Consider the following 25,472-nt stretch of genomic DNA (forward strand, 5'->3'; position numbering starts at 1 on the left):
ATGTCACGGGGTCATCACGATTGTGACGCCCCTCGAGACCTCAGGCGGGCTGTTCTTGACGCACGGGAGGGTCCGGTCGGGCCAGACATCCCGCGTGAAACGGCTGGGACGGCCCGAAACTCGCGCCTCGTGTTTCTTCTGGGAACCATCTCGTTAACGCATGCGACCCCGGCCGGACACGTTCCCCCGATAGACCTTGCGCGTCCACACGTCGCGCGTGCGGCGTCGGACCCGCCACAGTAGGCCGGTCCGACGACACGCACGCGCAATGGAGCACGTGCAAGATTGGGGAACGCATGCAGCACAGAACGAGGCTGGGGCGCGCCGTAGCGGCCGTCGCCAGCACCTCATTGATCGGCGTCTCGTTCGTCGCTACCGGGGGAGCGGCCCAGGCCGCGGTCTCGACGACGGCGCCGGTCATCATCAACGAGGTCTACGGCGGTGGCGGCAACTCTGGCGCCACCTACACGCACGACTACATCGAGCTCCTGAACGTCTCGGGGGCTCCCGTCGACCTGACCGGCTGGTCCGTCCAGTACGCCGCGACGGCCGGCACGAGCTGGGGCGGCGTCATCCCGCTCTCGGGCTCCATCGCGCCGGGAGCCTTCTACCTCGTCGCTGGCGCCAGCGGTGCGAACGGCAGCGCGCTGCCGGTCAGCCCGCAGGCGTCCGGCAACGTGAACCTCTCGGGCACGAACGGAAACGTCGCGCTCGTCAGCCGCGCCACCTCCCTCACCTGCGCTACGGCGGCGTGTGCGACAGACCCCGCGGTCGTCGACCTCGTCGGCTTCGGTAGCGGGGCCGCCTTCGCAGGGACGGCAGCTCCCGCGCCGAGCAACACGAGCTCGGTCGCGCGCAAGGTCGTCGACGGTACGCCGGTCAACACGGCGGACAACGGCGCGGACTTCGCCGCCACGGGTACGCAGACCCCCGGCGCGGCCAACCCGGCGTACGTCCCGCCGGCGCCAGCGGTCGACAAGTCGATCGCCGAGATCCAGGGCACCGGCACCGAGTCTCCGATCAAGGGCACGGTCGTGCGCACGACCGGTGTCGTCACCGCGTCCTACAAGACCGGGGGCTTCAACGGCTTCGTCATCCAGACTCCCGGCGCAGACACCACGCCTGACGCGTCGGACGCCGTCTTCGTCTACCTCGGCAGCGGCAACAACCCGACCGTGAGCATCGGTGACCACGTCGTCGTCGAGGGCACGGTCGACGAGTTCGGCGGCCTGACCCAGATCACCACCACCAACGACAAGGTGGCGGTCGACCTGGCTGGTACGGGCACCGCCACCGTCGTCGAGGGTCCCTGGCCGACGACCGACGCGGCGCGCGAGAAGCTCGAGAGCATGCTCCTCAAGCCGACGGGCCCCTTCACCGTCTCCAACACGTACTCCACGAACCAGTACGGCGAGGTCGGGCTCGCGTCCGGCACCAAGTCGCTGATCCAGTGGACCGACGTCGCGCGCCCCAGCACGCCGGAGGCTGACGCCGTCAAGGCGGACAACGCCGCCCGTGGCGTGACGCTCGACGACGGCGCGACGACGAACTACCTCGCCGCGGCGAACCAGTCGTCGGTGCCCCCGTTCGTCTCGCAGACCAACCCGGTCCGCGTGGGCGCTCCGGTGACCTTCAGCGAGCCGGTCGTCGTGGACTACCGCAACGGCACGTGGAAGCTCAACCCCACGAGCCAGCTGCTCGCGGGTGCTGAGGGCGACCTCGTCACGATCGAGAACACGCGGACGGCCGCGCCTGACGCCGCCCGCCTGGGCGACGGCGACATCAAGCTCGCGTCGTTCAACGTGCTCAACTACTTCACGACCCTCGGTGCCAACATCCCTGGCTGCAGCTCCTACAACGACCGCGCAGGCAACGGCATCACCGTGAACACGTGCACGGGCAACGGCCCGCGCGGTGCGTGGGACGCGGCCTCGCTCGCGCGTCAGCAGGCGAAGATCGTGTCGGCGATCAACACGATGGACGCCGACGTCATCGGCCTCCTCGAGATCGAGAACTCGGCCAAGCTCGGCGAGACCGCCGACGAGGCGACGGCGACGCTCGTCGACGCCCTCAACGCGGCCGACTCGTCGAAGTCGTGGGACTACGTGCGCTCGTCGCTCGACCTCCCGGTCGTCGCGCAGCAGGACGTCATCTCCAACGCGATCATCTACCAGTCCGACGTGGTCGAGCCGGTCGGTCCCTCGCGGGCCCTCGGCGACCAGAGCGCGACCGGCCAGCCGTTCGTGAACGCTCGCGAGCCGCTCGCGCAGGCGTTCACGTCGGTCGACGGCGGCGAGCCGTTCCTGCTCGTCGTCAACCACTTCAAGTCGAAGGGCTCGGCGGGTCCGCTCGCCGGAGACGCAGACACGGGTGACGGCCAGGGTGCGTCGAACGCGTCGCGCGTCGCGCAGGCGACCGCACTGAAGAACTGGGTCCCGAAGGTTCTCGTGGACCTGTCCTACGGCGGTGTCGCTGTCGACGACGTCGCACTCGTCGGCGACTTCAACTCGTACTCGCAGGAAGACCCGCTGCAGGTGCTCTACAGCGCCGGGTACAAGAACGCGGACAAGCAGTTCAACGGGGACGAGCTGTTCTCCTACAGCTTCTCCGGGCTGTCCGGCTCGCTCGACCACGTGCTGCTGAACGACTCGTTCCTCGCGCGCAGCACGGGTGCCGACGTCTGGAACATCAACTCGGGCGAGACCATCGCGTTCGAGTACTCGCGGTACAACTCCCACGGTGAGACCTTCCACGAGGCCACCCCGTACCGCTCCAGCGACCACGACCCCGTCGTCGTCGCGTTCGACGAGGGCACCGCGACCGCACCGACCACCAAGCCTCTCAACCTGCTCAACATCAACGACTTCCACGGCCGCATCGACGGCGACACGGTGAAGTTCGCGGGCACGATCGAGAAGCTGCGTTCCGAGGCGGGCGAGAGCAACACCCTGTTCCTCTCGAACGGCGACAACATCGGCGCCTCGCTGTTCGCGTCGTCGTCCGCTCTCGACAAGCCCACGATCGACGTGCTCGACGCGCTCGACCTGAAGGCTTCGGGTGTCGGCAACCACGAGTTCGACCAGGGGCTCTCTGACCTGACCGGTCGGGTCGCGAACGAGGCGGACTTCCCGTACCTCGCTGCCAACGTGTACGAGAAGGGCACCACGACCCCGGCGCTCGACGAGTACACGATCATCGACGTCGACGGCGTCCAGGTCGGCGTCATCGGCGCGGTGACGGAGGAGACCCCGTCGCTCGTGACCCCGGGCGGCATCGCCACCGTGGAGTTCGGCAACCCGGTCGAGGCCGTCAACCGGGTCGCGGCCCGGCTCACCGACGGCAACCCGTCGAACGGTGAGGCTGACGTGATCGTCGCCCAGTACCACGAGGGCGCCGGCTTCGGCACCCCCGAGGGTGCGACGCTCGCGCAGGAGATCGCTGCAGGCGGTGCCTTCGCCGAGATCGTGACGGACACGTCCGCCGCGGTCGACGTGATCTTCACGGGCCACACCCACAAGGAGTACGTCTGGTCCGGCCCGGTCCCCGGTGACCCGACCGCGTCCCGTCCGATCGTCCAGACCGGGTCGTACGGCGCGAACATCGGCCAGGTCCAGCTCGAGATCGACCCGGTCACGAAGGACGTCGTGGGCTCGAAGGCGCGCAACGTCAAGCGCACGACGACGGCCAACGCGCCGCTCGTCGCGGCGTTCCCCCGCGTCGCCGAGGTGAGCGCGATCGTCGACGCGGCGATCGCCGAGGCGAACGTCAAGGGCTCGGTCAAGGTCGGCACGATCACCGCCGACATCACGTCCGCGTTCGCGGGCGGGTCCTACGTCGACGGCAAGTACGTCGGCTCCGCGCCGGGCACCACGACGGGCCGCGACGACCGCGCCTCGGAGTCGGCGCTCGGCAACCTCGTCGCCAACTCGCTGCGCGACACGCTCGCCGCCCACCAGGCCGGCGCCGACTTCGGCGTCGTCAACCCGGGCGGCCTGCGCGCCGAGCTCCTCTACGCGAAGAGCGGCGCCGAGACCGAGGACGGGATCGTCACGTTCGCCGAGGCGAACGCGGTCCTGCCGTTCCTCAACAACCTGTGGTCCACGACCCTCACGGGCGCGCAGGTCAAGACGATGCTCGAGCAGCAGTGGCAGACCGACGCGAACGGGAACGTCCCGTCGCGGTCCTACCTGCAGCTCGGCCTCTCGGACAACGTCACGTACACGTACGACGAGACCCGTCCCGCCGGCGACCGCATCACCTCGGTGACGATCAACGGCGCGCTGGTCACCCCGGACGACACGTTCCGGGTGGGCACGTTCTCCTTCCTCGCCGAGGGTGGGGACAACTTCCGGGTCTTCAAGAACGGGACCGGCACGGTCGACACGGGTCTCATCGACCGTGACGCGTGGATGGCCTACCTGAGCGACGAGGACAACCAGGGCCTGACGCCGAGCTTCGCCCGGTCGCACGCGAAGGTCGTGGGCAACCCCGCGTCGGTCGCGGTCGGCTCGGACCTCTCCTTCGAGGTCTCGAAGCTCGACATGACGAGCCTCGGCTCGCCGCTCAACACGGCGGTCACGGCGACATTCTCGGGCGGGTCCCTCCCGGCCGAGGGCGTCAAGCTCGGTGACTTCACGGTCACGGGCGGCGCCGTCACCGTCGCGGGCACGGTCCCGACCGCTGCCCAGGGCGCGACGACGCTCACGCTCGTCGCGGCGCCGTCGGGCACGACCGTGAGCATCCCGCTCACGGTGACGGCACCCGTCGTCACCGACCCCGTCGCCACGAAGACGACCCTCGCCGTCACCGGCACGGCCGTCGTGGGCGAGCAGCTCACGCTGACGGCGACGGTCGCTCCGGCGGCTGCCGGCAAGGTGACCTTCAAGGACGGCTCGACCGTCCTCGGCACGGTGGCCGTCTCGGCGGGCAAGGCCTCGATCAAGAAGGCGCTGTCGGTCGGTACGCACAGCCTGACCGCCGAGTTCGTGCCGACGGACGCCAAGGCGTTCAAGGGCTCGACGTCGGCCAAGGTGTCCGTCACGGTCGCCAAGTCCGACGTGACGATCTCGGCCAAGCTGTCCACGACGAAGGCCGCGTACGGCAGCCCGGCGAAGGTGACCGTGACCGTGACGGGCAGGTCCTCCGCGCCCTCGGGCACGGTCGCCGTCTACGAGGGCAGCAAGAAGCTCGCCACGGGGACCCTCAAGGTCACCGGGAACACCGGCAAGGCCAGCGTCACGCTCCCGAAGACCCTCAAGGTCGGGACGCACAAGCTGACGGTGCGGTACGCCGGTACGGCGACGACCAAGGCCGCCACCACCAAGGCGATCAGCTACAAGGTCGTCAAGACGACGGCCAAGGCCTCCGTCAAGGTGAGCGCGTCCGGCCGCACCGTGGCCATCACCGTCTCCGCGAAGGGGACCACGCCCACGGGCAAGGTCACGCTGCGTGTCGACGGCAAGAACGTCAAGACCGTGTCGCTCAAGAAGGGCGAGGCGACCGTCAAGGTCGCTTCGCTCCGGAAGGGCAAGCACACCTACCAGGTGAGCTACGCGGGCTCGACGACGGTCAACAAGGTCACTGTCACGAAGCGCCACACCGTGAAGTGATCGACACCGCGTGACGCGCAGGGCCGGGTGGGCGACCACCCGGCCCTGCGTGCGTCCGCGACCTGGCCGCGGGTCGTCGCGTGTCAGGGGGATGAGGGAAGATGTGGACCGTGAAGATCACCACCGTGAACGTGAACGGGATCCGCGCTGCACACCGCAAGGGCATGCCTGCGTGGCTCGCGTCCGAGCAGCCTGACGTCCTCCTCCTGCAGGAGGTCCGCGCGACCGACGAGATCGTCGCCGATCTTCTCGGGGAGGAGTGGCACATCGTCCACCAGGCCTGCGACATCAAGGGTCGGGCCGGCGTCGCGATCGCGTCGCGCCTGCCCTTCGACGCTGTGCGTGTCGGCCTGGGCAACGGCGAGCCTGAGGTCGACGTCGACACGGGGCGCTGGGTCGAGGCTGACGTCGCTCTCCCCGCAGGCGGTCACGTCACCGTGGTCTCCGCGTACATCCACTCGGGCACGGCAGGGACGCCCAAGATGGATCAGAAGTACGCCCACCTGGAGAAGGTGACGGCTCGCATGCGCGAGCTCGCCGCTGCGGGTGGCCGGACGGTCGTCGCGGGCGATCTCAACATCGCGCACCGCGAGGTGGACATCAAGAACTGGAAGGGCAACCTGAAGTCCGCGGGCTTCCTGCCCGAGGAGCGTGCCTACCTCGACCTCTGGTTCGACGAGCTCGGCTTCGCCGACCTCGGCCGACGTTTCGGCGGGGACGGCCCCGGGCCTTACACGTGGTGGTCCAACCGCGGCAAGGCGTTCGACAACGACTCCGGCTGGCGCATCGACTACCAGCTCGCCACCCCGGAGCTCGCGGAGGCCGCACGGTCGGTCGCGATCTGGCGCGCGCCGTCCTGGGACACCCGGTGGAGCGACCACGCACCCGTCACCGTCGAGTACGAGATCTAGACCACGCCCGCAGGGCGACCCCGGGGGCGCGAGGAGCGTGCAGGCTGGCGATCCCTGCGGGTGTCCCGGCACGCGGGAAGGGACCCCCGGCCCGAGGAGCACGACCGCCCGCTGCCTAGGATGAACACATGACTCTCCCCACGACCGAGTCGGTCCGCGCTGCCCTCGACAACGTCATCGACCCGGAGATCCGTCGACCCATCACCGAGCTCGGGATGGTCCGCGAGATCGAGCTCCTCCCCGACGGCGGCGTGCGCGCGCACATCGACCTGACGACGGCGGGCTGCCCGCTCAAGGCGACGATCATCACCGAGGTGACCGAGGCCGTCTCCCGCGTCGACGGAGTCACGGCGGTCCAGGTCGAGATGGGGGTCATGAGCCCCGAGCAGCGGGTGCGGCTCAAGAAGCAGCTCCGCGGCGGCGAGGGGGACCCCGTCATCCCGTTCGCCCAGCCTGGAAACCTCACCAAGGTCTTCGCGGTCGCGTCCGGCAAGGGCGGCGTCGGCAAGTCCTCGCTGACGGCCAACCTCGCGGTCGCGATGGCACGTGACGGCCTGCGTGTCGGCGTCGTCGACGCCGACATCTACGGCTTCTCGATCCCTGGCATGCTCGGCGCGCGCAGCATGCCGACCAAGGTCGACGACATGCTGCTGCCGCCGATCGCCCACGACGTCAAGGTCGTGTCGATCGGCATGTTCGTCGAGCCCAGACAGCCGGTCGTCTGGCGTGGGCCGATGCTGCACCGAGCGCTGCAGCAGTTCCTCGGCGACGTGTTCTGGGGCGACCTGGACGTCCTTCTCCTCGACCTCCCCCCCGGCACGGGCGACATCGCGATCTCGGTCGCCCAGCTCCTGCCCGGCTCCGAGATCCTCGTCGTCACGACGCCGCAGCAGGCGGCCGCCGAGGTCGCGGAGCGCGCCGGCTCGATCGCGCGACAGACCCAGCAGGGGGTCGTCGGCGTCGTCGAGAACATGTCGTGGCTCGTGCAGCCCGACGGCTCGCGGCTCGAGGTGTTCGGCTCCGGCGGTGGCGAGCAGGTCGCCGCGTCGCTCAGCACGAGGCTCGGCACGCCTGTCCCGCTCGTGGGCCAGGTCCCGCTCGACATCGCGCTGCGCGAGGCCGGCGACACCGGCGTGCCGGTCGTGCTCTCGGCACCCGACTCCGACGCGGCACGTGCCCTCGTCGCGATCTCGCGGGCGCTCGTCAGCAAGGAGCGCGGCCTCGCGGGCCGCAAGCTGAGCATCACCCCGCTCTGAACCGCGCCACCGGTCTCGGTGGCGCCGATAGCCCGTACGCACACGTGGGGTGTGCATGCCAGCGATCGGCGCGGCCGGTGGGGCCGGTCCGGGGCAGGCGCAGGTCAGGCTGAGGGGGGCTCGCTGTCGCGCTCTGCCACCAGCTCCGTCTCGCGGTCGGCCTCACGCTCGGCCTCGCGCTCCGCGGCCATCTCCTCGAGCAGGTTCCGCAGCTCCGACCGCACGAAGTCGCGCGTCGCGACCTCACCGAGGGCGATGCGCAGTGCCGCCATCTCCCGAGCGAGGAACTCTGTGTCCGCAAGGTTCCGCTCGGCCCGCCGCCGGTCCTGCTCGGCCGACACCCGGTCGCGGTCGTCCTGCCGGTTCTGCGCGAGCAGGATCAGCGGCGCCGAGTAGGAGGCCTGCAGCGACAGCATGAGCGTCAGCAGCGTGAAGCCGTACTCCTCCTTGTCGAACCGCCCACCGACAGGCCCCCACGTGTTCCAGATCAGCCACGCGGCGCAGAACACCGTCATGTACAGCAGGAACCGGGGCGTGCCCATGAACCGGGCGATGCCCTCGGACAGGCGGCCGAACCGGTCGTTGCCGGGCTTGCGCTCCGGCAGGAAACGCGCCCGGAAACCGCGGCGCGCAGCCTTCGGCTGGTCGATGCGCTCAGCCATGCTGACCACCGCCGCCCGCTACGTCAGGGACGTGGTCGTCCTCGCGCCAGTCTTCAGGCAGCATGTGGTCGAGCACGTCGTCGATGCTCACGGCACCGAGGAGACGCCTCTCGGCGTCGAGCACCGGGAGGGCGAGCAGGTTGTACGTCGCGAGCAGACGCGTGATCTGACCGAGCGGCGCTTGCGGCGACACGTGGTCGATCTCGTCGAGCACCGAGCCGAGCGACTCGTGCGGCGGCTCGCGCAGCATCCGCTGGAAGTGCACCACTCCGAGGAAGCGCCCGGTCGGCGTCTCGATCGGGGGCCGCACCACGAACACCATCGACGCGAGCGCGGGCGCGAGGTCCTGACGGCGGATGTGCGCCATCGCCGCGGCGATCGACGTCTCGGGACCGAGGATCACCGGCTCGGTCGTCATGAGACCGCCGGCGGTGTAGTCGTCGTACGCGAGGAGGCGCCGCACGTCGCGCGCGTCCTCGGGCTGCATGAGCGCGAGCAGCTCGCTCGCGCGCGCGTCGGGCAGCTCGTGGAGCAGGTCGGCGGCGTCGTCCGGCTGCATCGCCTCGAGCACGTCAGCAGCGCGGCCCGGCTCGAGCGACGAGAGGATCGCGACCTGGTCGTCCTCGGGGAGCTCCTCGAGCACGTCGGCGAGCCGCTCGTCGTCGAGCGCCTCGGCGACCTCGAGCCGGCGGTTGTCGGTGAGGTCGTGCAGCGCGTCGGCGAGGTCGGCGGGCTTGAGGTCCTCGTAGGCAGCGAGCAGCAGGCCCGCCCCCTGCTTCTGCTCGGCAGACGCGAGGGACGTGACGGCGCGGACGGCGACGACCTCGCCCTGGTTGCGACGTCGGATGCCGAGAGCACCCTTCGAGGGGTTGTCCCGTCGCACGAAGAGGCGGTCGACCACCCAGTCGCCGCTGCGCTCGAGCTCGATCGACACGTCCTCGATGCGGGCCGTGCCCGAGCCGTCCGTGAACTCGACGACGCGGTCGAACAGCTCGCCGATGACGAGCGTCTCCATGCGTCGCTTCTCGAAGCGGCGCATGTTCACGAGGCCCGTCGAGATGACCTGGCCGGTGTCGATCGAGGTGACACGCGTGAAGGGGAGGAAGACGCGGCGCCGGCCGGGGACCTCGACGACGAGCCCGACGGCGCGCGGCGCACCCTTGGAGCGCATGAGCACGACGACGTCCCGGACGCGCCCGACCTTGTCCCCGAGAGGGTCGAAGACAAAGGTCTCGGCGAGCCGGGCGATGAACACTCTCGTTGCTGCGCCGCTCACGGTTCCCGATCCTAGTGCGCATCCTCCGAACGGCCAGGCGGGCGCGCAGCCCGCGGGCAGCAAGAAGATCGCGGTGGGGCAGACTGGTGGCATGAGCCAGCCGAACCTCAACCGTGCTCCCCAGGCCGCCGTCACGATGCCGAAGGGCGACGCCGTCGCGGCCTTCACGGACTACGTCGACGCGCAGCGCGCCGTCGACCTGCTCTCTGACCAGGCGTTCCCGGTGCAGAACCTGTCGATCATCGGCGAGGGCCTCACGATGGTCGAGCGCGTGATGGGCCGGCTGACGACGGGGCGGGTCGCGGTCGGCGGCCTCGCGTCGGGCGCGTGGTTCGGCCTGTTCGTCGGTCTGCTCCTCGCGATGTTCGCGTCGGAGGACGTCGCGGCGACCGTCATCTCGGGTGTCGTGATCGGCGCGGGCTTCGGGCTCATGTTCGCTCTCATCTCCTATGCGGCGACGCGGGGCAAACGGGACTTCACGTCGCAGTCGCAGATCGTCGCGACGCGCTACGTCGTGCTGTGCAGCGTCGAGAAGGCGAACGAGGCGCGCCGTCTTCTCGCGGAAGCGGGCATCCGGTCGACGGCGGCGGACACGCCGATCGTCGCGCACGTCGCGGCTGCGCCGTCGGTACCTGTCGCGCCTCAGGCTCGCCCGACGCCGTCGCACATCTCGAGCCAGTACGTCACGTCCGACGGCCGGCCGCGGTACGGCGTCCGCACGCAGGACGCCGCGCCGAAGGACGCCGCGCCGAAGGGCGCAGACGCTCCGCCGGCGGCTCCGGCGGACGCACCGGCGGTGCAGGACGCGCGTCCCGACGGGGACACCCCCTCGGTCTGAGCGGGTCCCGGGACGTCGCCTGACGCGGCGGCAACCCTTCCTAAACGCGATGCAGGCGCGCAGCCGAGGCTGCGCGCCTGCAGACGTGTCGCGTCAGCGCACCGACGCCATCCACGCCTCGAGCTCGTCGGGCGTGCGGGGGAGCGCTGCCGTGAGGTTCTCGTTGCCGTCCGCGGTCACGAGCACGTCGTCCTCGATCCGCACGCCGATGCCGCGCAGCTCCTCGGGGACGAGCAGGTCGTCGCTCTTGAAGTAGAGCCCCGGCTCGATGGTGAAGACCATGCCGGGCTCGATGACGCCGTCGAGGTACATCTCGGCGCGGGCCTGGGCGCAGTCGTGCACGTCGATACCGAGGTGGTGGGAGGTGCCGTGCACCATCCAGCGGCGGTGGTACTGCCCCTCGGGCGTGAGCGACTCCTCGGCCGTGACGCCGTCGGGCAGCAGGCCCCACTCCTCGAGCCGGGCCGCGATGACCTCCATCGCGGCGGCGTGCACGTCGCGGAAGCGGCGGCCGGGGACGGCGGCGGCGAACGCGGCGTCGGCCGCGTCGAGGACTGCCTCGTAGACCTTGCGCTGCGTCTCGGTGAACGTGCCGGAGACGGGCAGGGTTCGCGTGACGTCGGCCGTGTAGAGGGAGTCGACCTCGACGCCCGCGTCGAGGAGCAGCAGCTCGCCCTCGCGGAGCTCCCCGTCGTTGCGCGTCCAGTGCAGCGTGGTCGCGTGCTCGCCCGCGGCCGCGATCGTGTCGTAGCCGACCTCGTTGCCCTCGATGCGGGCGTGCCCGTCGAACGTCGCCTCGACGACGCGCTCGCCGCGCGGACGCCCGACGGCGCGGGGGAGCGCGCGGACCACCTCGGCGAAGCCTGCGATCGACGCGGCGACAGCCTTGCGCATCTCGGCGATCTCGAACTCGTCCTTGACCAGACGCAGCTCGGAGACGGCCTCGACGAGCGCGGCGTCGGTCAGGCCCTCGGTCGTCTCGGCGGCGGCGTCCTCCTGGATGCCAGCCTGCTCGCGGATCGACTCGACGAGCGTCTCGACCGTCTCGTCGGCGCCGGTGACGACGAGCACCTGGACGTGCCCGGCGTCCTTCGCGACGCGGTCTGCGAGCTCGTCGACGTGCGCGGTCGTGATGCCGGTGAGCGCCTCGAGGTCCGCGAGGCTCGGACGCGCACCGACCCAGAACTCGCCGTAGCGGGCGTCGGCGTAGAACTCGGTCGTGTTGCGCTCGGCGAGCGGGCGGAAGAACAGGACGGCGTCGTGCCCGCCGCCCTCGCGCGGGTCGAGGACGAGCACCGCGTCGGGCTCCTGGTCCGTGCCCAGGCCGGTGAGGTGCGCGAACGCCGAGTGCGGGCGGAACCGGTAGTCCGTGTCGTTGGAGCGGACCTTGAGGGTGCCTGCGGGGATGACGAGGCGCGCACCCGGGAAGCGCGCGGAGAGCGCCTCGCGCCGGGCTGACGTGAAGTCGGCGACGGGCGCGCGCTCCGGGCGCGCGTCGGGCCGCGGCGCCCAGCCGGACCAGATGAAGCTGCGGAAGGCGTCCGACGACGGGCGCTGCGAACGGTTGGAGCCCCGCTCGGCGATCGACTGGTCCTCGTGCGTGTTCCCGGCGGGCGTGGTCTCGGAGCTCATCGTCATCCTCGTGTCGTGGTGTGCTGTGTCTCCTCCCATCGTCCCACCGTCCGCACGGCGGGGAAACGTAAGGTGGGGTGTGCGCATCGACCTCCACACCCACTCGACGGTGTCCGACGGGACGCAGACCCCGTCCGAGCTGGTGGCGACGGCGGCAGGCCGGGGCCCGGCCGGGGCCCTCGCCGACGGTCCGCTCGACGTCCTCGCGCTGACCGACCACGACACGACGGCGGGCTGGGACGAGGCCGCGCGTGCCGCCGTCGAGCACGGGATCACGCTCGTGCGCGGGACCGAGGTGAGCGCACGATCGGGCTCGGTGAACGTGCACCTGCTCAGCTATCTGCAGGATCCGGACGAGCCCGCGCTCGTCGAGCTCTTCACCAGGGTGCGGGTGTCGCGCGAGACGCGCGCGCAGCGGATGGTCGAGCTCCTCTCGGTGGACTTCCCGATCACGTGGGGCGGCGTTCTCGAGCAGACGGCGGTCGGCACGACGATCGGTCGTCCGCACCTCGCGGACGCGCTCGTCGCCGCCGGGGTGTTCTCGCACCGCGACGAGGCGTTCGCGCAGGTCCTGGGGCCGCGCTCGCGGTACTACGTGCACCACGAGGTGCCCGACGCCGTCGACGCGGTGGGCGCGATCCGTGCCGCGGGCGGGGTGCCCGTCTTCGCCCACCCGGGCGCCCAGATGCGGGGACGGATCGTCTCAGATGCTGTCGTCGAGGAGCTCGTGGCAGCCGGGCTGGCAGGCTTGGAGGTCGGCCATCGTGACCACGACCCTGCCCAGCGAGAGCGGTTGTCCCGGTTGGCGACGAGGCTCGGCCTCTTCATGACAGGGTCGAGCGACTATCACGGCACGGGCAAGACGAACCTGCTCGGCGAGAACACGACTGTGCGCGAGGTCTTCGAGGAGATCGAGCGCCGAGGGAGGAGCGCGGTGGTCCGGCCATGAGCGACCTGATCGACATCCGACTGGCCACCGAGGTCTTCATCACCCTGTTCGTCATCATGGACCCGCCCGGGACCGTGCCGCTGTTCCTCGCGCTGACGAGCACCATGACCGGCAAGGAGCGTCACCGCGCCGCCCGCCAGGCCGTGCTCGTCGCTGCGGGAGTGATCCTCGGCTTCGCCCTGTTCGGTCAGCAGCTGCTCGGGTACATGCACATCTCGCTGCCAGCGCTCCAGGCGTCGGGCGGCCTGCTCCTCCTGCTCGTCGCGATGGAGCTGCTCACCGGCAAGCTCGAAGACCCCGAGGCGCCCAAGGGCAACGTCAACGTCGCCATGGTGCCGCTCGGCACACCGCTGCTCGCGGGACCGGGCGCGATCGTCGCCGCGATGCTCTTCGTGCAGCGCGTCGACGGGTCGGTCACCGACTGGGTCTCGGTCGCCATCGGCTTCGCCCTGGTCCTCCTGTCTCTGTGGGTCGCGATGCGCTTCGCGGGCGTCGTCATGAAGGTCCTCGGCGAGTCCGGCACGATCCTCGTCACGCGGATCGCAGGCCTCCTGCTCGCGGCGATCGCCGTGCAGCTCGTCGCCGACGCGGTCATCGCATTCGTCCAGACGGCGTAGGGTCCAGACGGCGTAGGGGAGCCGGGCCCCGGCCCTGCGTGACGACTGCCGCCACGGCTGCGCACCCCGTCACGACGGATCACCCTCATGCACACGTCAGGCGTGCATGAGGGCGAGCCGTCTGTGGGTGGGGTGCGACGTCCCGAGATGGGCCCGCTCGTCTGCGCGACCGACCGAGAGGGACACATGGATGACTCGCGTGTCTTTCGCGTCGTCACGAACCTCATCGCGTTCGGTGTTGCGGCGGTACTTGCTGCGTTGGGGCTCACCGAGGTCCTGCCGTCGGCCCTGAGCCTCTCGATCGCCTGGGTGTCGTTCGCACTGCTCACTGTGCTCAACGTGAACTGGGCGCACGGGCGCTCGTGGCTGACCTCTGGGCGCGGATCGGCGGAAGCCGCAAGGACTAGACGACAGATCGCCCCCACTCACGCGTGAGCGCGTGCGTGGGGGCGATCTGCGACTGTCTCAGCGGGTCACGACTCGGTCGTGGTGCCCTCTGCGCCCTGACCACCGCGGGTGCGGCGACGGTTGCGCGAGCGGCGCGGACGGTCGCCCGCAGGAGCCGCGTCGTCGGACGCCGGACGCTCCGCCGCGGACCCGGCCTGGGGCGCGCTCAGCTCGCGGCCACCGTCACGCCGACCGCCCTCGCGAGCGCCGTCGCGTCGTCGTCCGTCACGACCGCCCTCGCTCCGGCCACCGTCACGACGGCCGCCCTCGCGACGACCACCCTCGCGACCGCCGTCGCGCGAGCCAGCACCACGCGAGGACGGACGCTTGCCCGTCTCGCCGAGGTCCTCGAGGACCTCGCCCGCGAGGCCCTCGAGGACCTGCTTGCTCTTCGGCAGGCGGCCCTTCGTGCCCGCGGGGATGTTCAGGTCGGTGTAGAGGTGCTCGCTCGACGAGTACGTCTCGACAGGCTCCGGCACGCCGAGGCCGAGCGCCTTGTCGATGAGCGACCAGCGCGGGACGTCGTCCCAGTCGACGAACGTCACCGCGGTGCCCTTGTTGCCCGCGCGGCCGGTACGGCCGGTGCGGTGCAGGTACGTCTTCTCGTCCTCAGGGCACTGGTAGTTGACGACGTGCGTGACGTCGTCGACGTCGATGCCGCGAGCCGCGACGTCGGTCGCGACAAGGACGTCGATCTTGCCGTGACGGAAGGCGCGCAGCGCCTGCTCACGAGCGCCCTGACCGAGGTCGCCGTGCAGCGAGCCCGCCGCGAAGCCGCGCTCGGTGAGCTCGTCCGCGACCTTCGCCGCCGTGCGCTTGGTGCGGGCGAACACGATCGTGCGGCCGCGCCCCTCGGACTGCAGGATGCGCGCGAGCACCTCGACCTTGTCGAGCGCGTGGGCGCGGTAGACGACCTGCTTGATGTCCTTCTTCGTCATGCCCTCGTCGTCCGGGTCGTTCGCCCGGATGTGCGTCGGCCGCGACATGTAGCGGCGCGCCATCGCGACGACGGCGCCCGGCATGGTCGCGGAGAAGAGCATCGTGTGACGCGAGGCCGGCGTCTTCGACAGGAGCGTCTCGACATCGGGCAGGAAGCCCAGGTCGAGCATCTCGTCGGCCTCGTCGAGGACGACGCACTTGACGTGGCTGAGGTCCAGGTGACCCTGCTTGACGAGGTCGATCATGCGACCCGGCGTGCCGACCACGACGTCGACGCCGGTGCGCAGCGTCTCGATCTGCGGCTCGTACGCGCGGCCGCCGTAGAGCTGGATCACGCGGACGCTGCGCTTCGCGGACGCCGTGGCCAGGTCGCCCGCGACCTGGACCGCGAGCTCGCGCGTCGGCAGGACGACGAGCGCCTGCGGCTTGCCCGGGTGCTTGAGGTCCTCGTAGCCGTCCTCGCCGGGAGCGACGACGCGGTGGAGGAGGGGGACGCCGAAGCCGAGGGTCTTGCCCGTTCCCGTCTTCGCCTGGCCGATGATGTCGTGGCCCTGCATCGCGACCGGGAGGGTCATCGCCTGGATGGGGAACGGGTGGGTGATGCCGGCCGCGACGAGCGCGTCGACGATCTCCTGCTTGACGCCGAAGTCGCCGAAGGAGGGGTTCTGGTCCGACTGGACGCTCGAGGAGACGTCCGTCTGGTCGGTGGTGGTCACTGTGCCTCACGGGTGGTGAAGGGCGTGGTGGCGCGGCACCGGGGACGGGCGGGTGCGCTGCGCAGCGGTGCTGCGGCCAGCGGCGACGGGCAGTCACGGCGGTGCCGGCGCTGTCGCGCCGGAGGGCCGGAAGCCGATCGCGGAGATGCGGGGGTGCCGGGGCACGCGCCGAGGCGCGGCCGACGGGCAGCCAGGTCAGTTCACAGATAGTCGTGCGTCGAGACGACCGGGCATCCGATGTACAGGGGCAGCATATCGGACGGGTCAAGGGCGAGTGGTGGGCCGCTACGCTGGACGGATGAGCCAGGCACCGCACGTCGAGCACGACGCGCCGGGCGTCCAGCCGGGGTCGACCCCCGCCGCTGAGCCCGGGGCACCCGCCACCGCACCCTCCGGAGGGGGCGCGAGCATCGCCGACACGACGGAGCTCCTCGCCCTCGTCGCGCAGATCGAGTCGGTCGCGTTCCTCCGCATCGCAGGCGCCGCCACGGCGGCCCCGGACCCGTTGAGCCGGCTGCGCCTCGCGCGCCTCGCGGGTGCCGCGCTCGCACGCCAGGAGACGATCCTGGGTCGCATCGCAGAGCTGGAGGGGGACGCGGACGCCGCCGACGAGCTCATGCTCGGCCTCGACGCGACGTTCGACGACTACGACCAGCGCACGCAGCCGAGCAGCTGGTGGGAGGAGATCCTCAAGAGCTACGTCGGGCACGGGGTCGCGGTGGACTTCTGCCGGATCGTCGCTGGGGCGCTCGACCCGCAGAGCCGCGAGATCATCATGGGCGTGATCGAGGACGGCATGGCGTCCGAGCGGTCGATCGAGGTGCTCGACCGGGCGACGACGGACGACGAGGTGCTCGCGTCGCGGCTCGCGCTGTGGGGCCGTCGGCTCGTCGGGGAGGCGCTGAGCCTCGTGCAGTCGCTCCTCGCCGACCGGCCGTCCCTCTCCAGGCTCCTCGCGACGGCGATCGACCAGCGGTTCAGCGAGGACGAGCGTCCGACCGACCACACCTCGTGGCTGTTCGGCCAGCTCACCGCCGAGCACACCCGCCGGATGGGACGTCTCGGCCTCGCGGCCTGAGCCCTGCCCGAGCCGGCGCACCCTGCTCGGGGCAGCCCGCCGCGGCGTCGTGCGCGAGCACAGGAACGGCCCGGTGGCAGGGAGACCTGCCGCCGGGCCGTGCCGTACGTGCCGCGTGTCAGAGCGGGCCGAAGCCGACCTTGCGCTGCTCCTCGGAACCGATCTCGATGTAGCCGATCGCGGCCGTCGGGACGAGCACGCGGCGGCCGCGGTGGTCGGTGAGGTCGAGCACCGAGCCCGACTCGAGCGCCTTGGTGACGGCCGCCGTGACCTCGGCTGCGGTCTGGTCGGACTCCAGGACGAGCTCGCGGGCCTGGTTCTGCACGCCGATCGTGATCTCCACGTCGATCTCCTTGTTCGCACGGACGGATGTCTCTCGCGACCAGAATCGCACCTCGCGGCGTGCCGCGGGGCGTTCTCGGTGCGCTGTTCGCCCAGCGCGCACTCGCCCGGTCGGGGCACGCGCGTCGCGGCCGGGGAGTGTCGGTGGCCCGTGATGGGATCTCATCCATGACGACGACCGGGCTGCGCGCAGTGCTCAGCGAGCACGTCGAGCGCACCGACGGGGAGCCGCCCGCGCTCGACGAGTCGCAGCAGCGCGCGGTCGAGGCCGCGCGGACGAATCCCGTGACGCTCGTGACGGGCGCGCCGGGCACGGGCAAGTCGACGACGGCGCTCGCGGTCGCGGTCGATCACCTCGTCCCGGGTGACGGCAGGGTGCCGCTCGACCCGTCGCGCGTCCTCGTGCTCGCCGCGACCCGTCGTGGGGCGGGAGAGATGCGGGACCGGCTCGCGGGCCGCGCGGCCCGCACGGTCGGCCAGCCTCTCGTCCGGACGGCAGCCTCGGTCGCGCACGGCATCCTGGCGCGGCGCGCGAGCGCGTGGGGCGAGCCGGCGCCGACGCTCGTGTCGGGACCTGAGCAGGACCGGATCCTCGCCGAGCTGATCGAGGGCCATCTCGCGGGGGAGGGCGTGCCTCTCGACCTCCCGCCGTCGGTGCCCGCCGAGGCTCTCGGGACCCGAGGCTTCCGCGACGAGCTCCGTGACGTCCTGATGCGCGCCGCAGAACGCGGTCTCGACCCGGTCGCGCTCGACGAGCTGGGGGAGCGGTACGGGCGGACCGCGTGGCGCACGTGCGCGCGGCTGTTCGAGGAGTACCGCGACGTGATGTCGCTGCGGCAGGCGACGCCCGACGCGGGCGCGCGGGTCGACCCGGCGTCAGTCGTGCACGACGCGATCGACGCGCTGACCTCGTGGGACGACGAGGTGCCGGAGGTCGCGCGCCCCCGCTGGGACCTCGTCGTCGTCGACGACTACCAGGAGGCGACGCAGGCGGTCGCGCGTCTGCTCGCGGTGCTGCACGCCGACGGGGCGCGGCTCGTCCTCGTCGGCGACCCCGACTCCGCGGTGCAGGGGTTCCGCGGTGCGGTGCCTGCCCTCGTCGCACGCTCGGCAGCGCCCCCCGGCGCCGAACCAGGTGCGTTCGGCGCCCACCACGTCGCGCTCGAGCGTGCCTGGCGACACGGACCGGACCTGCGCGCGGTCACGCGGCGCGTGGCCCAGGCGGTCGCGGCTGCGGGGACGGTCGCGCACCGGCGGGCGGGTGCGGTCGACGACGGTGCGGCACGCGGCTCGGCGACGCCGGACGTGGTCGTGACGGGTCTGGTCGCCGAGAGGCACCGTCCCGCACGCGTCGCTCTGCTCGCAGGGCCGTCGCAGGAACATGCGTACATCGCGCGGACGCTGCGGGCGTGGCACCTGCTCGACGGGGTCCCGTGGCAGGAGATGGCCGTCGTCACGCGCTCGGGGGGACAGGTCAGCGCGCTGCAGCGCGCCCTCATCGGGGCATCGGTGCCGGTGAGCGTGCTCGGGTCCCAGGGGCCGCTGCGCGACGAGCCCGCGGTGCGGCCCCTCCTCGACGCGGTCGAGGTGGCCGACGGTCGTCCGCTCGACGTCGAGCGCGCGGTCGGGCTGCTGCTCTCGCCGGTGGGCGGCCTCGACGCGGTGTCGCTGCGCCGCCTGCGTCGCGTCCTGCGTGGCGAGGAGCTCGCAGCCGGGGGCGGACGCAGCTCCGACACGCTGCTCGTCGAGGTCCTCGACGACCCCGCGCTCGCCGCTCAGCTTCCCGCTGCCGTCCGACGTGGAGCGGCGCAGGTCGCTGCGGTGCTCGCACGAGGCCGGGAGGCTGCCGCACGCCCGGGCGCTGACGCGCAGACCGTCCTGTGGGCCGTGTGGGACGCGACCGCACTCTCCGCGCGGTGGCGCAGCACCGCGCTCGCCGGGGGCAGCGCGGGCATGCGCGCGGACCGCGACCTCGACGCCGTCATGGCGTTGTCGAAGGCCGCCGAGCGGTTCGTCGACCGCAACCCGCGCGCGCGGCCGAGCGCCTTCGTCGACCACGTCCGGTCGCAGGACCTCCCCGCCGACTCGCTCGCCGCGAGCGGCGGCACACAGGACGCCGTCTCCGTCCTCACGCCAGCAGGCGCAGCCGGTCGCGAGTGGCGTGCCGTCGTCGTCGCGGGTGTCCAGGAGGGGGTGTGGCCGGACCTCCGCCTGCGTGACTCCCTGCTCGGCGCGCAGACGCTCGTCGACGCTGTCGCCGGCAACGTCGTGCCCGGAGGCGACAGCGCCGCGCACGCGGCGCACGCCCGCCGCGCCGTGCTCTCCGACGAGGTGCGCGCTTTCCTTGCCGCTGTGTCCCGCGCGCGCGAGCACCTGCTCGTCACCGCGGTCGAGGACACCGAGAGCTTCCCGTCCGTCCTCGTCGACCTCGTCGACCCCGTCCCGGACACGGACCACGCGGAAGATGAGGCGCCGGACCCGCGCCGTCGAGACGTCCCCGAGGCCCTCGACCTGCGCGGGCTCGTCCTGCGCGCCCGCGCGCAGCTCCACGACGAGGTCCGACGCGACGGCGCAGAGGCCACCTCCCCGCACGCGAGCGAGGCCGCCGCGGTCCTCGCACGCCTCGCCGAGGCAGAGGTCCCGGGTGCCGACCCGGCAGGCTGGTACGGCGTCCACCCGGTCTCGAGCACCGGACCCACGTGGGAGGCCGACGCACCGGTCCCGGTCTCGCCGTCAAAGGTCGAGTCAGTCTCGACGTGCGCGCTGCGCTGGGCCCTCGAGACTGCGGGCGGTCGCTCCGCCGACGCGCTCTCCCAGTCGCTCGGCTCGCTCATCCACTCGATCGCCGAGGAAGCGCCCACGGCCCCGTTCCACGAGCTGGCCGCGACGCTCGACCGCCGCTGGCCCGAGCTCGGGCTCGCACCCGGCTGGCCCGAGCGTGTGACACGCACCCGTGCCCGCGCGATGGTCGAGCGGCTCGCCCGGCACTTCCAGGACAGCGGCGAGGTCCTCGCCGTCGAGGCCCGGTTCACCACCCAGGTCGGCCGCGCCGTGCTCAGCGGGAGCGTCGACCGTCTCGTGCGGCAGGAGGACGGCACCGTCCTCGTCGAAGACCTCAAGACCGGTGCCGCCCCGAGCAAGGACAAGGCCGTGAGCCACCCCCAGCTCGGCGCCTACCAGGTCGCTCTCACCGAGGGCGCCTTCCACAAGGTGCCTGGGCTCGAGGAAGGCGCACTGAGCGCTGGCGCGCAGCTCGTGCACGTCAACCAGGGCAAGGATGCGACGCTGCGCACCCAGCCCGCGCTCCACACCGCCGACGACCCGCGGTGGGCCCACGACCTCGTCGAGGACGCCGCAGAGACCATGGCGTCAGCGTGCTTCGAAGCGCGCATCAACCCGCTGTGCGGCTTCTGCCCGGTCCGCCGCAGCTGCCCGCTGCAGACCGTAGGACGCACGCTCGGGCAGGAGGCCTCATGACGCCGTACACCCCTGAACCCACCCTCCCGGCGACAGAGCACGCCCGGCCCGGGCCCGGCGCGCCGGACGTCGCCGCGATCACGGCCGGCGGCCGCACTGCGACGGCCGACGCGCCGGGCGCGCCTCCCATCGTCACCCCTGCCGCGCACGCGCCCTCGCGCAGGCTCGTCCCCGCGACGGAGATCGCCGAGCTGCTGGGGCAGCACCGCCCGACCGACGAGCAGCTCGCGGTGATCGAGGCGCCCCTCGAACCCGTGCTCGTCGTCGCGGGCGCGGGCTCCGGCAAGACCGAGACGATGTCCGCACGCGTCGTCTACCTGATCGTCAACGGGCTCGTCGAGCCCGACGAGGTGCTCGGCCTCACGTTCACCCGCAAGGCCGCGGGTGAGCTGGGGGAGCGGATCCGTCGGAGGCTGCGCACCCTCACCGCGCGCATGCGCGACGCTGGTCAGCACGCACTGCTCGGCGACCTCGAGGACCAGACCCCGGACGCCGCGCTCCTCGCGTCGATGCGCCGCCCCACGGTCGCGACCTACAACTCGTACGCCGCAGGCCTCGTCAAGGAGCACGGCCTCCGGCTCGGCATCGAGCCCGGCGCGCGGCTCCTCGGGGAGGCGAGCCAGTGGCAGCTCGCCCAAGAGGTCGTCGAGCGCTGGACCGGCGAGCTCGGTACCGACGCTGCGCTCAGCACCGTCGTCGACGCCGTGCGCCACCTCTCCGGATCGCTCAGCGAGCACCTGCTCAGCACCGACCAGGCCCGTGCCCGCATGACCACGATCATCGACACGCTCCTCGCGACGCTCGACGCGAAGGGCAAGAAAGGCCCCTACGCCTCGACGACGAAGCTCCTCGAGCTCATGAGCCACCGCGTCCAGCTCCTCGACCTCGTCGACGAGTACCGCAGGCGCAAGCGCTCGACCGACTCCCTCGACTTCGCCGACCAGGTCGAGCTCGGCGCGCGCCTCGCCGAGCAGCACGACGAGGTGCGCGTCGCCGAGCGTGCGCGGTACCGCGTCGTCCTCCTCGACGAGTACCAGGACACGTCGTACGCCCAGGCTCGGATGCTCGGTGCCCTGTTCGGCGACGGTCACGCCGTGACCGCCGTCGGCGACCCGAACCAGTCGATCTACGGGTGGCGCGGCGCGAGCGCCTCCGGCCTCTCACGCTTCGCCGAGCAGTTCTCCGGTGTCGGCCAGGTGCACCACCTCGCCCTGAGCACCTCCTGGCGCAACGACCAGGCCATCCTCGACGTGGCCAACGCGGTCGCCGCGCCGCTCCGCGACCCCGCGCCGGAGCGCGTCGCAGGCGCCCCCGCCCCGACGTCCACCGGCGAGGCCGCGGTCATCGAGCTGCACGCCCGCCCGGGCGCGGGCCCCGGCCACGTCAGCGCGGCCTACACCGCGACCGAGGACGAGGAGGCGGCCGCCGTCGCCGACTTCGTCGCACGATGGTGGCGACCGCGCACGTCCCGCGAGGGCGCGACGACCGCGGCCGTCCTGTGCCGCAGCCGCAAGCAGTTCGCAGCCGTCGAGGTCGCGCTGCGGTCGCGAGGCATCCCCGTCGAGGTCGTCGGCCTCGGAGGGCTCCTCGAGGCGCCCGAGGTCGTCGACGTCGTCTCGCTCCTCCAGGTGGTCCACGACCCGTCCCGCGGCGACTCGCTCATGCGGCTGCTCACGGGGCCGTGGACCGCGCTCGGTGCCGCCGACCTGTTCGCCGTCGCCGACCGCGTCCGCGAGCTCGCCCGGCGGCACGCCCACGCCGCCAGCCGCGCGGCTGACGCGCAGCGCGAGAGCGACACGGAGCCGCAGCCCAGCAGCGCGGAACCGGGCGACGCCAGAGACGCGGCCACCGCGCCCAGCGTCGTGACGGAGGCTGACGTCGTCGACTCGCACTCGCTCGTCGACGTGCTCGACGAGCTCCCCGCCCCCGGATGGCAGAGCCCAGGCGGCAGGTCCCTCACGCCCGACGCGCACGCCCGCCTCACCAGGCTGTCCGCCCTCCTGGCACGCCTGCGCGCCAGCACCTACCTCTCCGTCCCCGAGATCGTCGTCGAGGCCGAGCGCGCCCTCGGCCTCGACATCGAGGCCGGGCTCCTCGACGGCCCGCACGCCGCCCGCGCCCGCGCCAACCTCGACGCGTTCCGCGACCTCGCCATCTCGTTCGTCGACGGAGCCGACCTGCCGACGCTCGGCGCCTTCCTCTCGTGGCTCGACGTGGCCTCGACCAACGAGCGCATCGACACCGCGATCTCCGACCCCGACCCCGACGCCGTCCAGATCGTCACCATCCACGCGGCCAAGGGCCTCGAGTGGGACGTCGTCGCAGTCCCCGGGCTCGTCGACGGCGGCCTCCCCAGCACCGCCTGCACCAGCCCTCAGGGACCCACCGACTCCGCATGGCTCACCGGCCTCGGCACGCTCCCGTACCCGCTGCGCGGCGACGCCCGCGACCTGCCGCGGTTCGCCTACGAGGACGCCGAGAACCACAAGGACCTCGACAGCCTGCAGAAGGCGTTCAAGCAGGACGCTGGCGCCCACCAGGTCACCGAGGAACGCAGGCTCGCCTACGTCGCGTTCACACGTGCGCGCTCCCGCCTGCTCCTGACAGGCTCGTGGTTCCGCGGCGACCGCAGCAGCGCGACCCCACCCTCGTGCTTCCTCACCGAGCTGGCCGACGCCGGGCTCGTCGACACGTCGACCTGGACCGACGAGCCCGAGGGGGCCAACCCCGCTCTCGAGCGCGAGGTCACCGCGACCTGGCCCGCAGCAGACGGCGTCGACCCCGTGCTCGCCTCTGCTGCCGCGCGCGTGCGCGCAGCACGTCGCGCCGAAGCCCAGGAGACGCACGGCGACGCCGCGCACGCAGGCGTGTCCGGGCGCACCGCGACGACCGAGTCCGCACCGGGCGCAGCGTCGCCCGTGGACTTGGCTCCCGCCCGCGCAGGGGCCGACGAGACCGTCCCGCTCGCGCAGCTCGCCGAGATCCTCCTCACCGAGCGCGACGCACGCCGCCGGCCTGTCACGGACGTCGAGATCCCTGCGCACGTGTCCGCGTCCGCGATGGTGCGGCTCGCCGCGAGCCGCGAGGAGTACGCCCTCTCCCTGCGCCGCCCCGTCCCGAGCGAGCCGTCGGTCCACGCCCGCCGCGGCACGACCTTCCACGCGTGGGTCGAGCAGTTCTACTCGTCGCCGGTCCTCATGGACCTCGACGACCTCACGGACGCCGACGACACCGAGCCTGACGCCGACCTCGAGAAGCTCCGCCAGACGTTCCTCGCGACACCGTGGGCGTCGCTCGACCCGATCGCTGTCGAGGTCGACATCGAGACGCCCCTCGCGGGCGTCATGACCCGCTCACGCATCGACGCCGTCTTCCCTGACCCGCGCCCCGAGTGCAGTCCCGGGCAGGTCGTCGTCGTCGACTGGAAGACCGGCCGCGAACCCACCGACCCGGCCGCTGTGCGCGCCCGCGAGGTGCAGCTCGCCGTCTACCGGCTCGCCTGGTCCCGCTGGACAGGCACACCGCTCGACGACGTCGACGCTGCGTTCTGCTACCTCGGCGACGGCGTCACGCGCCGCCCCGCACGCCTCCTCGATCTCGACGAGCTCGAGGCCCTCCTGCGCGGCTGAGCCCCTGAGCGAGACCGGCTGGCGTCAGTCGTCGTCGCGCGACGGCTCGTCCACCGGCGCGTCGTCGGCCTCGGCCGCGCCGTCCGCGCCCTCGTGGACGGCCTCGTCGAGGTCCAGGAGCATCTCGACCGCGTCGTCCACGACATCCTTCTGCTCGGTACGCACGCCGTGCAGGAGCCACCGCGCCAGGGCGAGCTCGCCCGCGAGCAGCGCCCGGTCCACGAGGTGCGCGTCCGCCGACTCCGTCCGCGCGAGCTGGTACGCCTCGAGGATCGACTCGACCGACTCCGGCGGCGCCGCGACCAGCAGCCACGACAGGTCGTCTGCAGGGTCCGCCACCTGGCACTCCGCCCAGTCCACGATCCCGTTCACGGACTGCTGCGCCACGAGGACGTGGTCCCCGTTGAGCTCGCCGTGCGTGACCACCGGCCGGAACCGCCACATCGCGACGCTCTCGAGCGCCTGCTCCCAGCGCCGCAGCAGACGCGCAGGCACCCGCCCGGTCCGTGCCGCCTCGTCGACCTCCGAGAGCCGCCGCTGGCGGTACTCCTCGGCCGAGTAGCTCGGCAGGCCCGCATCCTCCACGAGCGACGTCGGCAGCTCGTGGAGCGCTGCGATCGCACGCCCCACGGAACGGGCGAGCCCTGGGCCAGGCTGCAGCCGGTCGGCCTGCAGCGGCACCCCGGGAACCTCCGGGTGCACGACGGCGCGACCGCCCTCCGGGAGCGTCGCGTAGCCCGCGGGGATCGGGACGGCGAAGGGAAGGTCCCCGGCGTCGACACGGTCGGCGAGGCTGCGCAGCAGCACCATCTCGGCCTCGAGGCTCGCACCTGCCGCAGCGTCGCGCGGGGCGCGCACGATCCAGTGCCGGCGCGTCGAGTCGATCACGACGGCGACGTCGTTCGACCCGTCCGAGTCGAGCAGGCGAGCGTCGACCACGTCCATCCCGGGGACGGCGGCGGTCGACAGGGCGGCCAGGGTCAGGGCGGAGCGGTGCACGGGTCCACGGTACGTCGCCGGGCGCCGCTCGGGCCGCACGACGCGACCGCGTCCCACCGACCTCTGCGGACGGATCGCCCGGGTGCACGCGTCAT

At 72.1% G+C, this 25,472-nt stretch carries 16 protein-coding genes; 10 read left to right on the plus strand and 6 right to left on the minus strand.

Annotation, left to right across the window (positions count from 1 at the left end; genetic code table 11):
• Positions 1–296 precede the first annotated feature (296 nt).
• The 3 genes from AC4F3Q_RS01790 (at position 297) to AC4F3Q_RS01800 (ending at position 7,776) form a co-directional block, all read left to right on the plus strand.
• Positions 297–5,609 carry an ExeM/NucH family extracellular endonuclease gene (locus AC4F3Q_RS01790; RefSeq protein WP_491038478.1) on the plus strand — a complete coding sequence of 1,771 codons (5,313 nt, stop codon included), beginning with the start codon at positions 297–299 and terminating at the stop codon, positions 5,607–5,609.
• 101 nt (positions 5,610–5,710) lie between these two features.
• Entirely contained in the window at positions 5,711–6,520 is an 810-nt protein-coding gene (locus AC4F3Q_RS01795) for an exodeoxyribonuclease III (protein WP_491038479.1), read from the plus strand.
• Positions 6,521–6,648: 128 nt separating this feature from the next.
• Complete coding sequence (locus AC4F3Q_RS01800) at positions 6,649–7,776, plus strand: Mrp/NBP35 family ATP-binding protein (protein ID WP_491038480.1); 1,128 nt, start codon at positions 6,649–6,651, stop codon at positions 7,774–7,776.
• Between the two features lie 104 nt (positions 7,777–7,880).
• On the opposite strand, the gene AC4F3Q_RS01805 is transcribed toward AC4F3Q_RS01800, so the two are convergent.
• Positions 7,881–8,438 carry a DUF1003 domain-containing protein gene (locus AC4F3Q_RS01805; protein WP_491038481.1) on the minus strand — a complete coding sequence of 186 codons (558 nt, stop codon included), beginning with the start codon at positions 8,436–8,438 and terminating at the stop codon, positions 7,881–7,883.
• A complete protein-coding gene (locus AC4F3Q_RS01810; protein ID WP_491038482.1) occupies positions 8,431–9,714 on the minus strand; it encodes a magnesium transporter MgtE N-terminal domain-containing protein in 1,284 nt (427 codons plus the stop codon). The genes AC4F3Q_RS01805 and AC4F3Q_RS01810 overlap by 8 nt, the downstream gene beginning before the upstream one ends.
• A 91-nt stretch (positions 9,715–9,805) precedes the next feature.
• Here AC4F3Q_RS01810 and AC4F3Q_RS01815 point away from each other — a divergent pair, with 91 nt between their 5' ends.
• Positions 9,806–10,552, plus strand: a complete 747-nt coding sequence (locus AC4F3Q_RS01815; protein ID WP_491038483.1) for a YflT domain-containing protein — start codon at positions 9,806–9,808, stop codon at positions 10,550–10,552.
• 93 nt (positions 10,553–10,645) lie between these two features.
• Here the strand turns inward: AC4F3Q_RS01815 and AC4F3Q_RS01820 are convergent, their stop codons facing one another.
• The gene (locus AC4F3Q_RS01820; RefSeq protein WP_491038484.1) at positions 10,646–12,184 is read right to left on the minus strand and encodes an aminopeptidase P family protein; all 1,539 of its coding nucleotides are present in this window, start codon (positions 12,182–12,184) and stop codon (positions 10,646–10,648) included.
• A gap of 79 nt (positions 12,185–12,263) precedes the next feature.
• Between AC4F3Q_RS01820 and AC4F3Q_RS01825 the strand changes: the two genes are divergently transcribed.
• The 3 genes from AC4F3Q_RS01825 (at position 12,264) to AC4F3Q_RS01835 (ending at position 14,185) form a co-directional block, all read left to right on the plus strand.
• On the plus strand, positions 12,264–13,133 hold the full coding sequence (locus tag AC4F3Q_RS01825; RefSeq protein ID WP_491038485.1) for a PHP domain-containing protein: 870 nt from the start codon (positions 12,264–12,266) through the stop codon (positions 13,131–13,133).
• Positions 13,130–13,750, plus strand: coding sequence for a MarC family protein (locus AC4F3Q_RS01830; protein WP_168446176.1), 621 nt, complete (start codon positions 13,130–13,132; stop codon positions 13,748–13,750). The genes AC4F3Q_RS01825 and AC4F3Q_RS01830 overlap by 4 nt, the downstream gene beginning before the upstream one ends.
• Before the next feature lie 186 nt (positions 13,751–13,936).
• Positions 13,937–14,185: a hypothetical protein gene (locus AC4F3Q_RS01835; RefSeq protein WP_491038486.1), complete on the plus strand. Its 249-nt coding sequence runs from the start codon at positions 13,937–13,939 to the stop codon at positions 14,183–14,185.
• 38 nt (positions 14,186–14,223) lie between these two features.
• Here the strand turns inward: AC4F3Q_RS01835 and AC4F3Q_RS01840 are convergent, their stop codons facing one another.
• Positions 14,224–15,852 carry a DEAD/DEAH box helicase gene (locus AC4F3Q_RS01840; RefSeq protein WP_491038487.1) on the minus strand — a complete coding sequence of 543 codons (1,629 nt, stop codon included), beginning with the start codon at positions 15,850–15,852 and terminating at the stop codon, positions 14,224–14,226.
• Between the two features lie 298 nt (positions 15,853–16,150).
• Between AC4F3Q_RS01840 and AC4F3Q_RS01845 the strand changes: the two genes are divergently transcribed.
• Positions 16,151–16,930: a ferritin-like fold-containing protein gene (locus AC4F3Q_RS01845; RefSeq protein WP_491038488.1), complete on the plus strand. Its 780-nt coding sequence runs from the start codon at positions 16,151–16,153 to the stop codon at positions 16,928–16,930.
• A 118-nt stretch (positions 16,931–17,048) separates the two neighbouring features.
• Here AC4F3Q_RS01845 and AC4F3Q_RS01850 read toward each other — a convergent pair whose 3' ends face one another.
• The gene (locus AC4F3Q_RS01850) at positions 17,049–17,273 is read right to left on the minus strand and encodes a DUF3107 domain-containing protein (RefSeq protein WP_350308698.1); all 225 of its coding nucleotides are present in this window, start codon (positions 17,271–17,273) and stop codon (positions 17,049–17,051) included.
• A 167-nt stretch (positions 17,274–17,440) separates the two neighbouring features.
• Here AC4F3Q_RS01850 and AC4F3Q_RS01855 point away from each other — a divergent pair, with 167 nt between their 5' ends.
• Complete coding sequence (locus tag AC4F3Q_RS01855) at positions 17,441–20,749, plus strand: ATP-dependent helicase (protein WP_491038489.1); 3,309 nt, start codon at positions 17,441–17,443, stop codon at positions 20,747–20,749.
• A complete protein-coding gene (locus tag AC4F3Q_RS01860) occupies positions 20,746–24,378 on the plus strand; it encodes an ATP-dependent helicase (RefSeq protein WP_491038490.1) in 3,633 nt (1,210 codons plus the stop codon). The genes AC4F3Q_RS01855 and AC4F3Q_RS01860 overlap by 4 nt, the downstream gene beginning before the upstream one ends.
• 24 nt (positions 24,379–24,402) lie before the next feature.
• On the opposite strand, the gene AC4F3Q_RS01865 is transcribed toward AC4F3Q_RS01860, so the two are convergent.
• On the minus strand, positions 24,403–25,377 hold the full coding sequence (locus AC4F3Q_RS01865; RefSeq protein ID WP_491038491.1) for a phosphotransferase: 975 nt from the start codon (positions 25,375–25,377) through the stop codon (positions 24,403–24,405).
• Between the last annotated feature and the right edge of the window lie 95 nt (positions 25,378–25,472).

Source organism: Flavimobilis sp. BM9 (genome assembly GCF_058313055.1).

Excerpts from the sequence above, each read along its gene's own strand:
- AC4F3Q_RS01835 (WP_491038486.1), top strand. The coding sequence starts at position 13,937 with ATGGATGACTCGCGTGTCTTTCGCGTCGTCACGAACCTCATCGCGTTC.
- AC4F3Q_RS01855 (WP_491038489.1), top strand. The coding sequence starts at position 17,441 with ATGACGACGACCGGGCTGCGCGCAGTGCTCAGCGAGCACGTCGAGCGC.
- AC4F3Q_RS01790 (WP_491038478.1), top strand. The coding sequence starts at position 297 with ATGCAGCACAGAACGAGGCTGGGGCGCGCCGTAGCGGCCGTCGCCAGC.
- AC4F3Q_RS01860 (WP_491038490.1), top strand. The coding sequence starts at position 20,746 with ATGACGCCGTACACCCCTGAACCCACCCTCCCGGCGACAGAGCACGCC.
- AC4F3Q_RS01805 (WP_491038481.1), bottom strand. The coding sequence starts at position 8,438 with ATGGCTGAGCGCATCGACCAGCCGAAGGCTGCGCGCCGCGGTTTCCGG.
- AC4F3Q_RS01830 (WP_168446176.1), top strand. The coding sequence starts at position 13,130 with ATGAGCGACCTGATCGACATCCGACTGGCCACCGAGGTCTTCATCACC.
- AC4F3Q_RS01815 (WP_491038483.1), top strand. The coding sequence starts at position 9,806 with ATGAGCCAGCCGAACCTCAACCGTGCTCCCCAGGCCGCCGTCACGATG.
- AC4F3Q_RS01845 (WP_491038488.1), top strand. The coding sequence starts at position 16,151 with ATGAGCCAGGCACCGCACGTCGAGCACGACGCGCCGGGCGTCCAGCCG.
- AC4F3Q_RS01800 (WP_491038480.1), top strand. The coding sequence starts at position 6,649 with ATGACTCTCCCCACGACCGAGTCGGTCCGCGCTGCCCTCGACAACGTC.
- AC4F3Q_RS01795 (WP_491038479.1), top strand. The coding sequence starts at position 5,711 with ATGTGGACCGTGAAGATCACCACCGTGAACGTGAACGGGATCCGCGCT.
- AC4F3Q_RS01820 (WP_491038484.1), bottom strand. The coding sequence starts at position 12,184 with ATGAGCTCCGAGACCACGCCCGCCGGGAACACGCACGAGGACCAGTCG.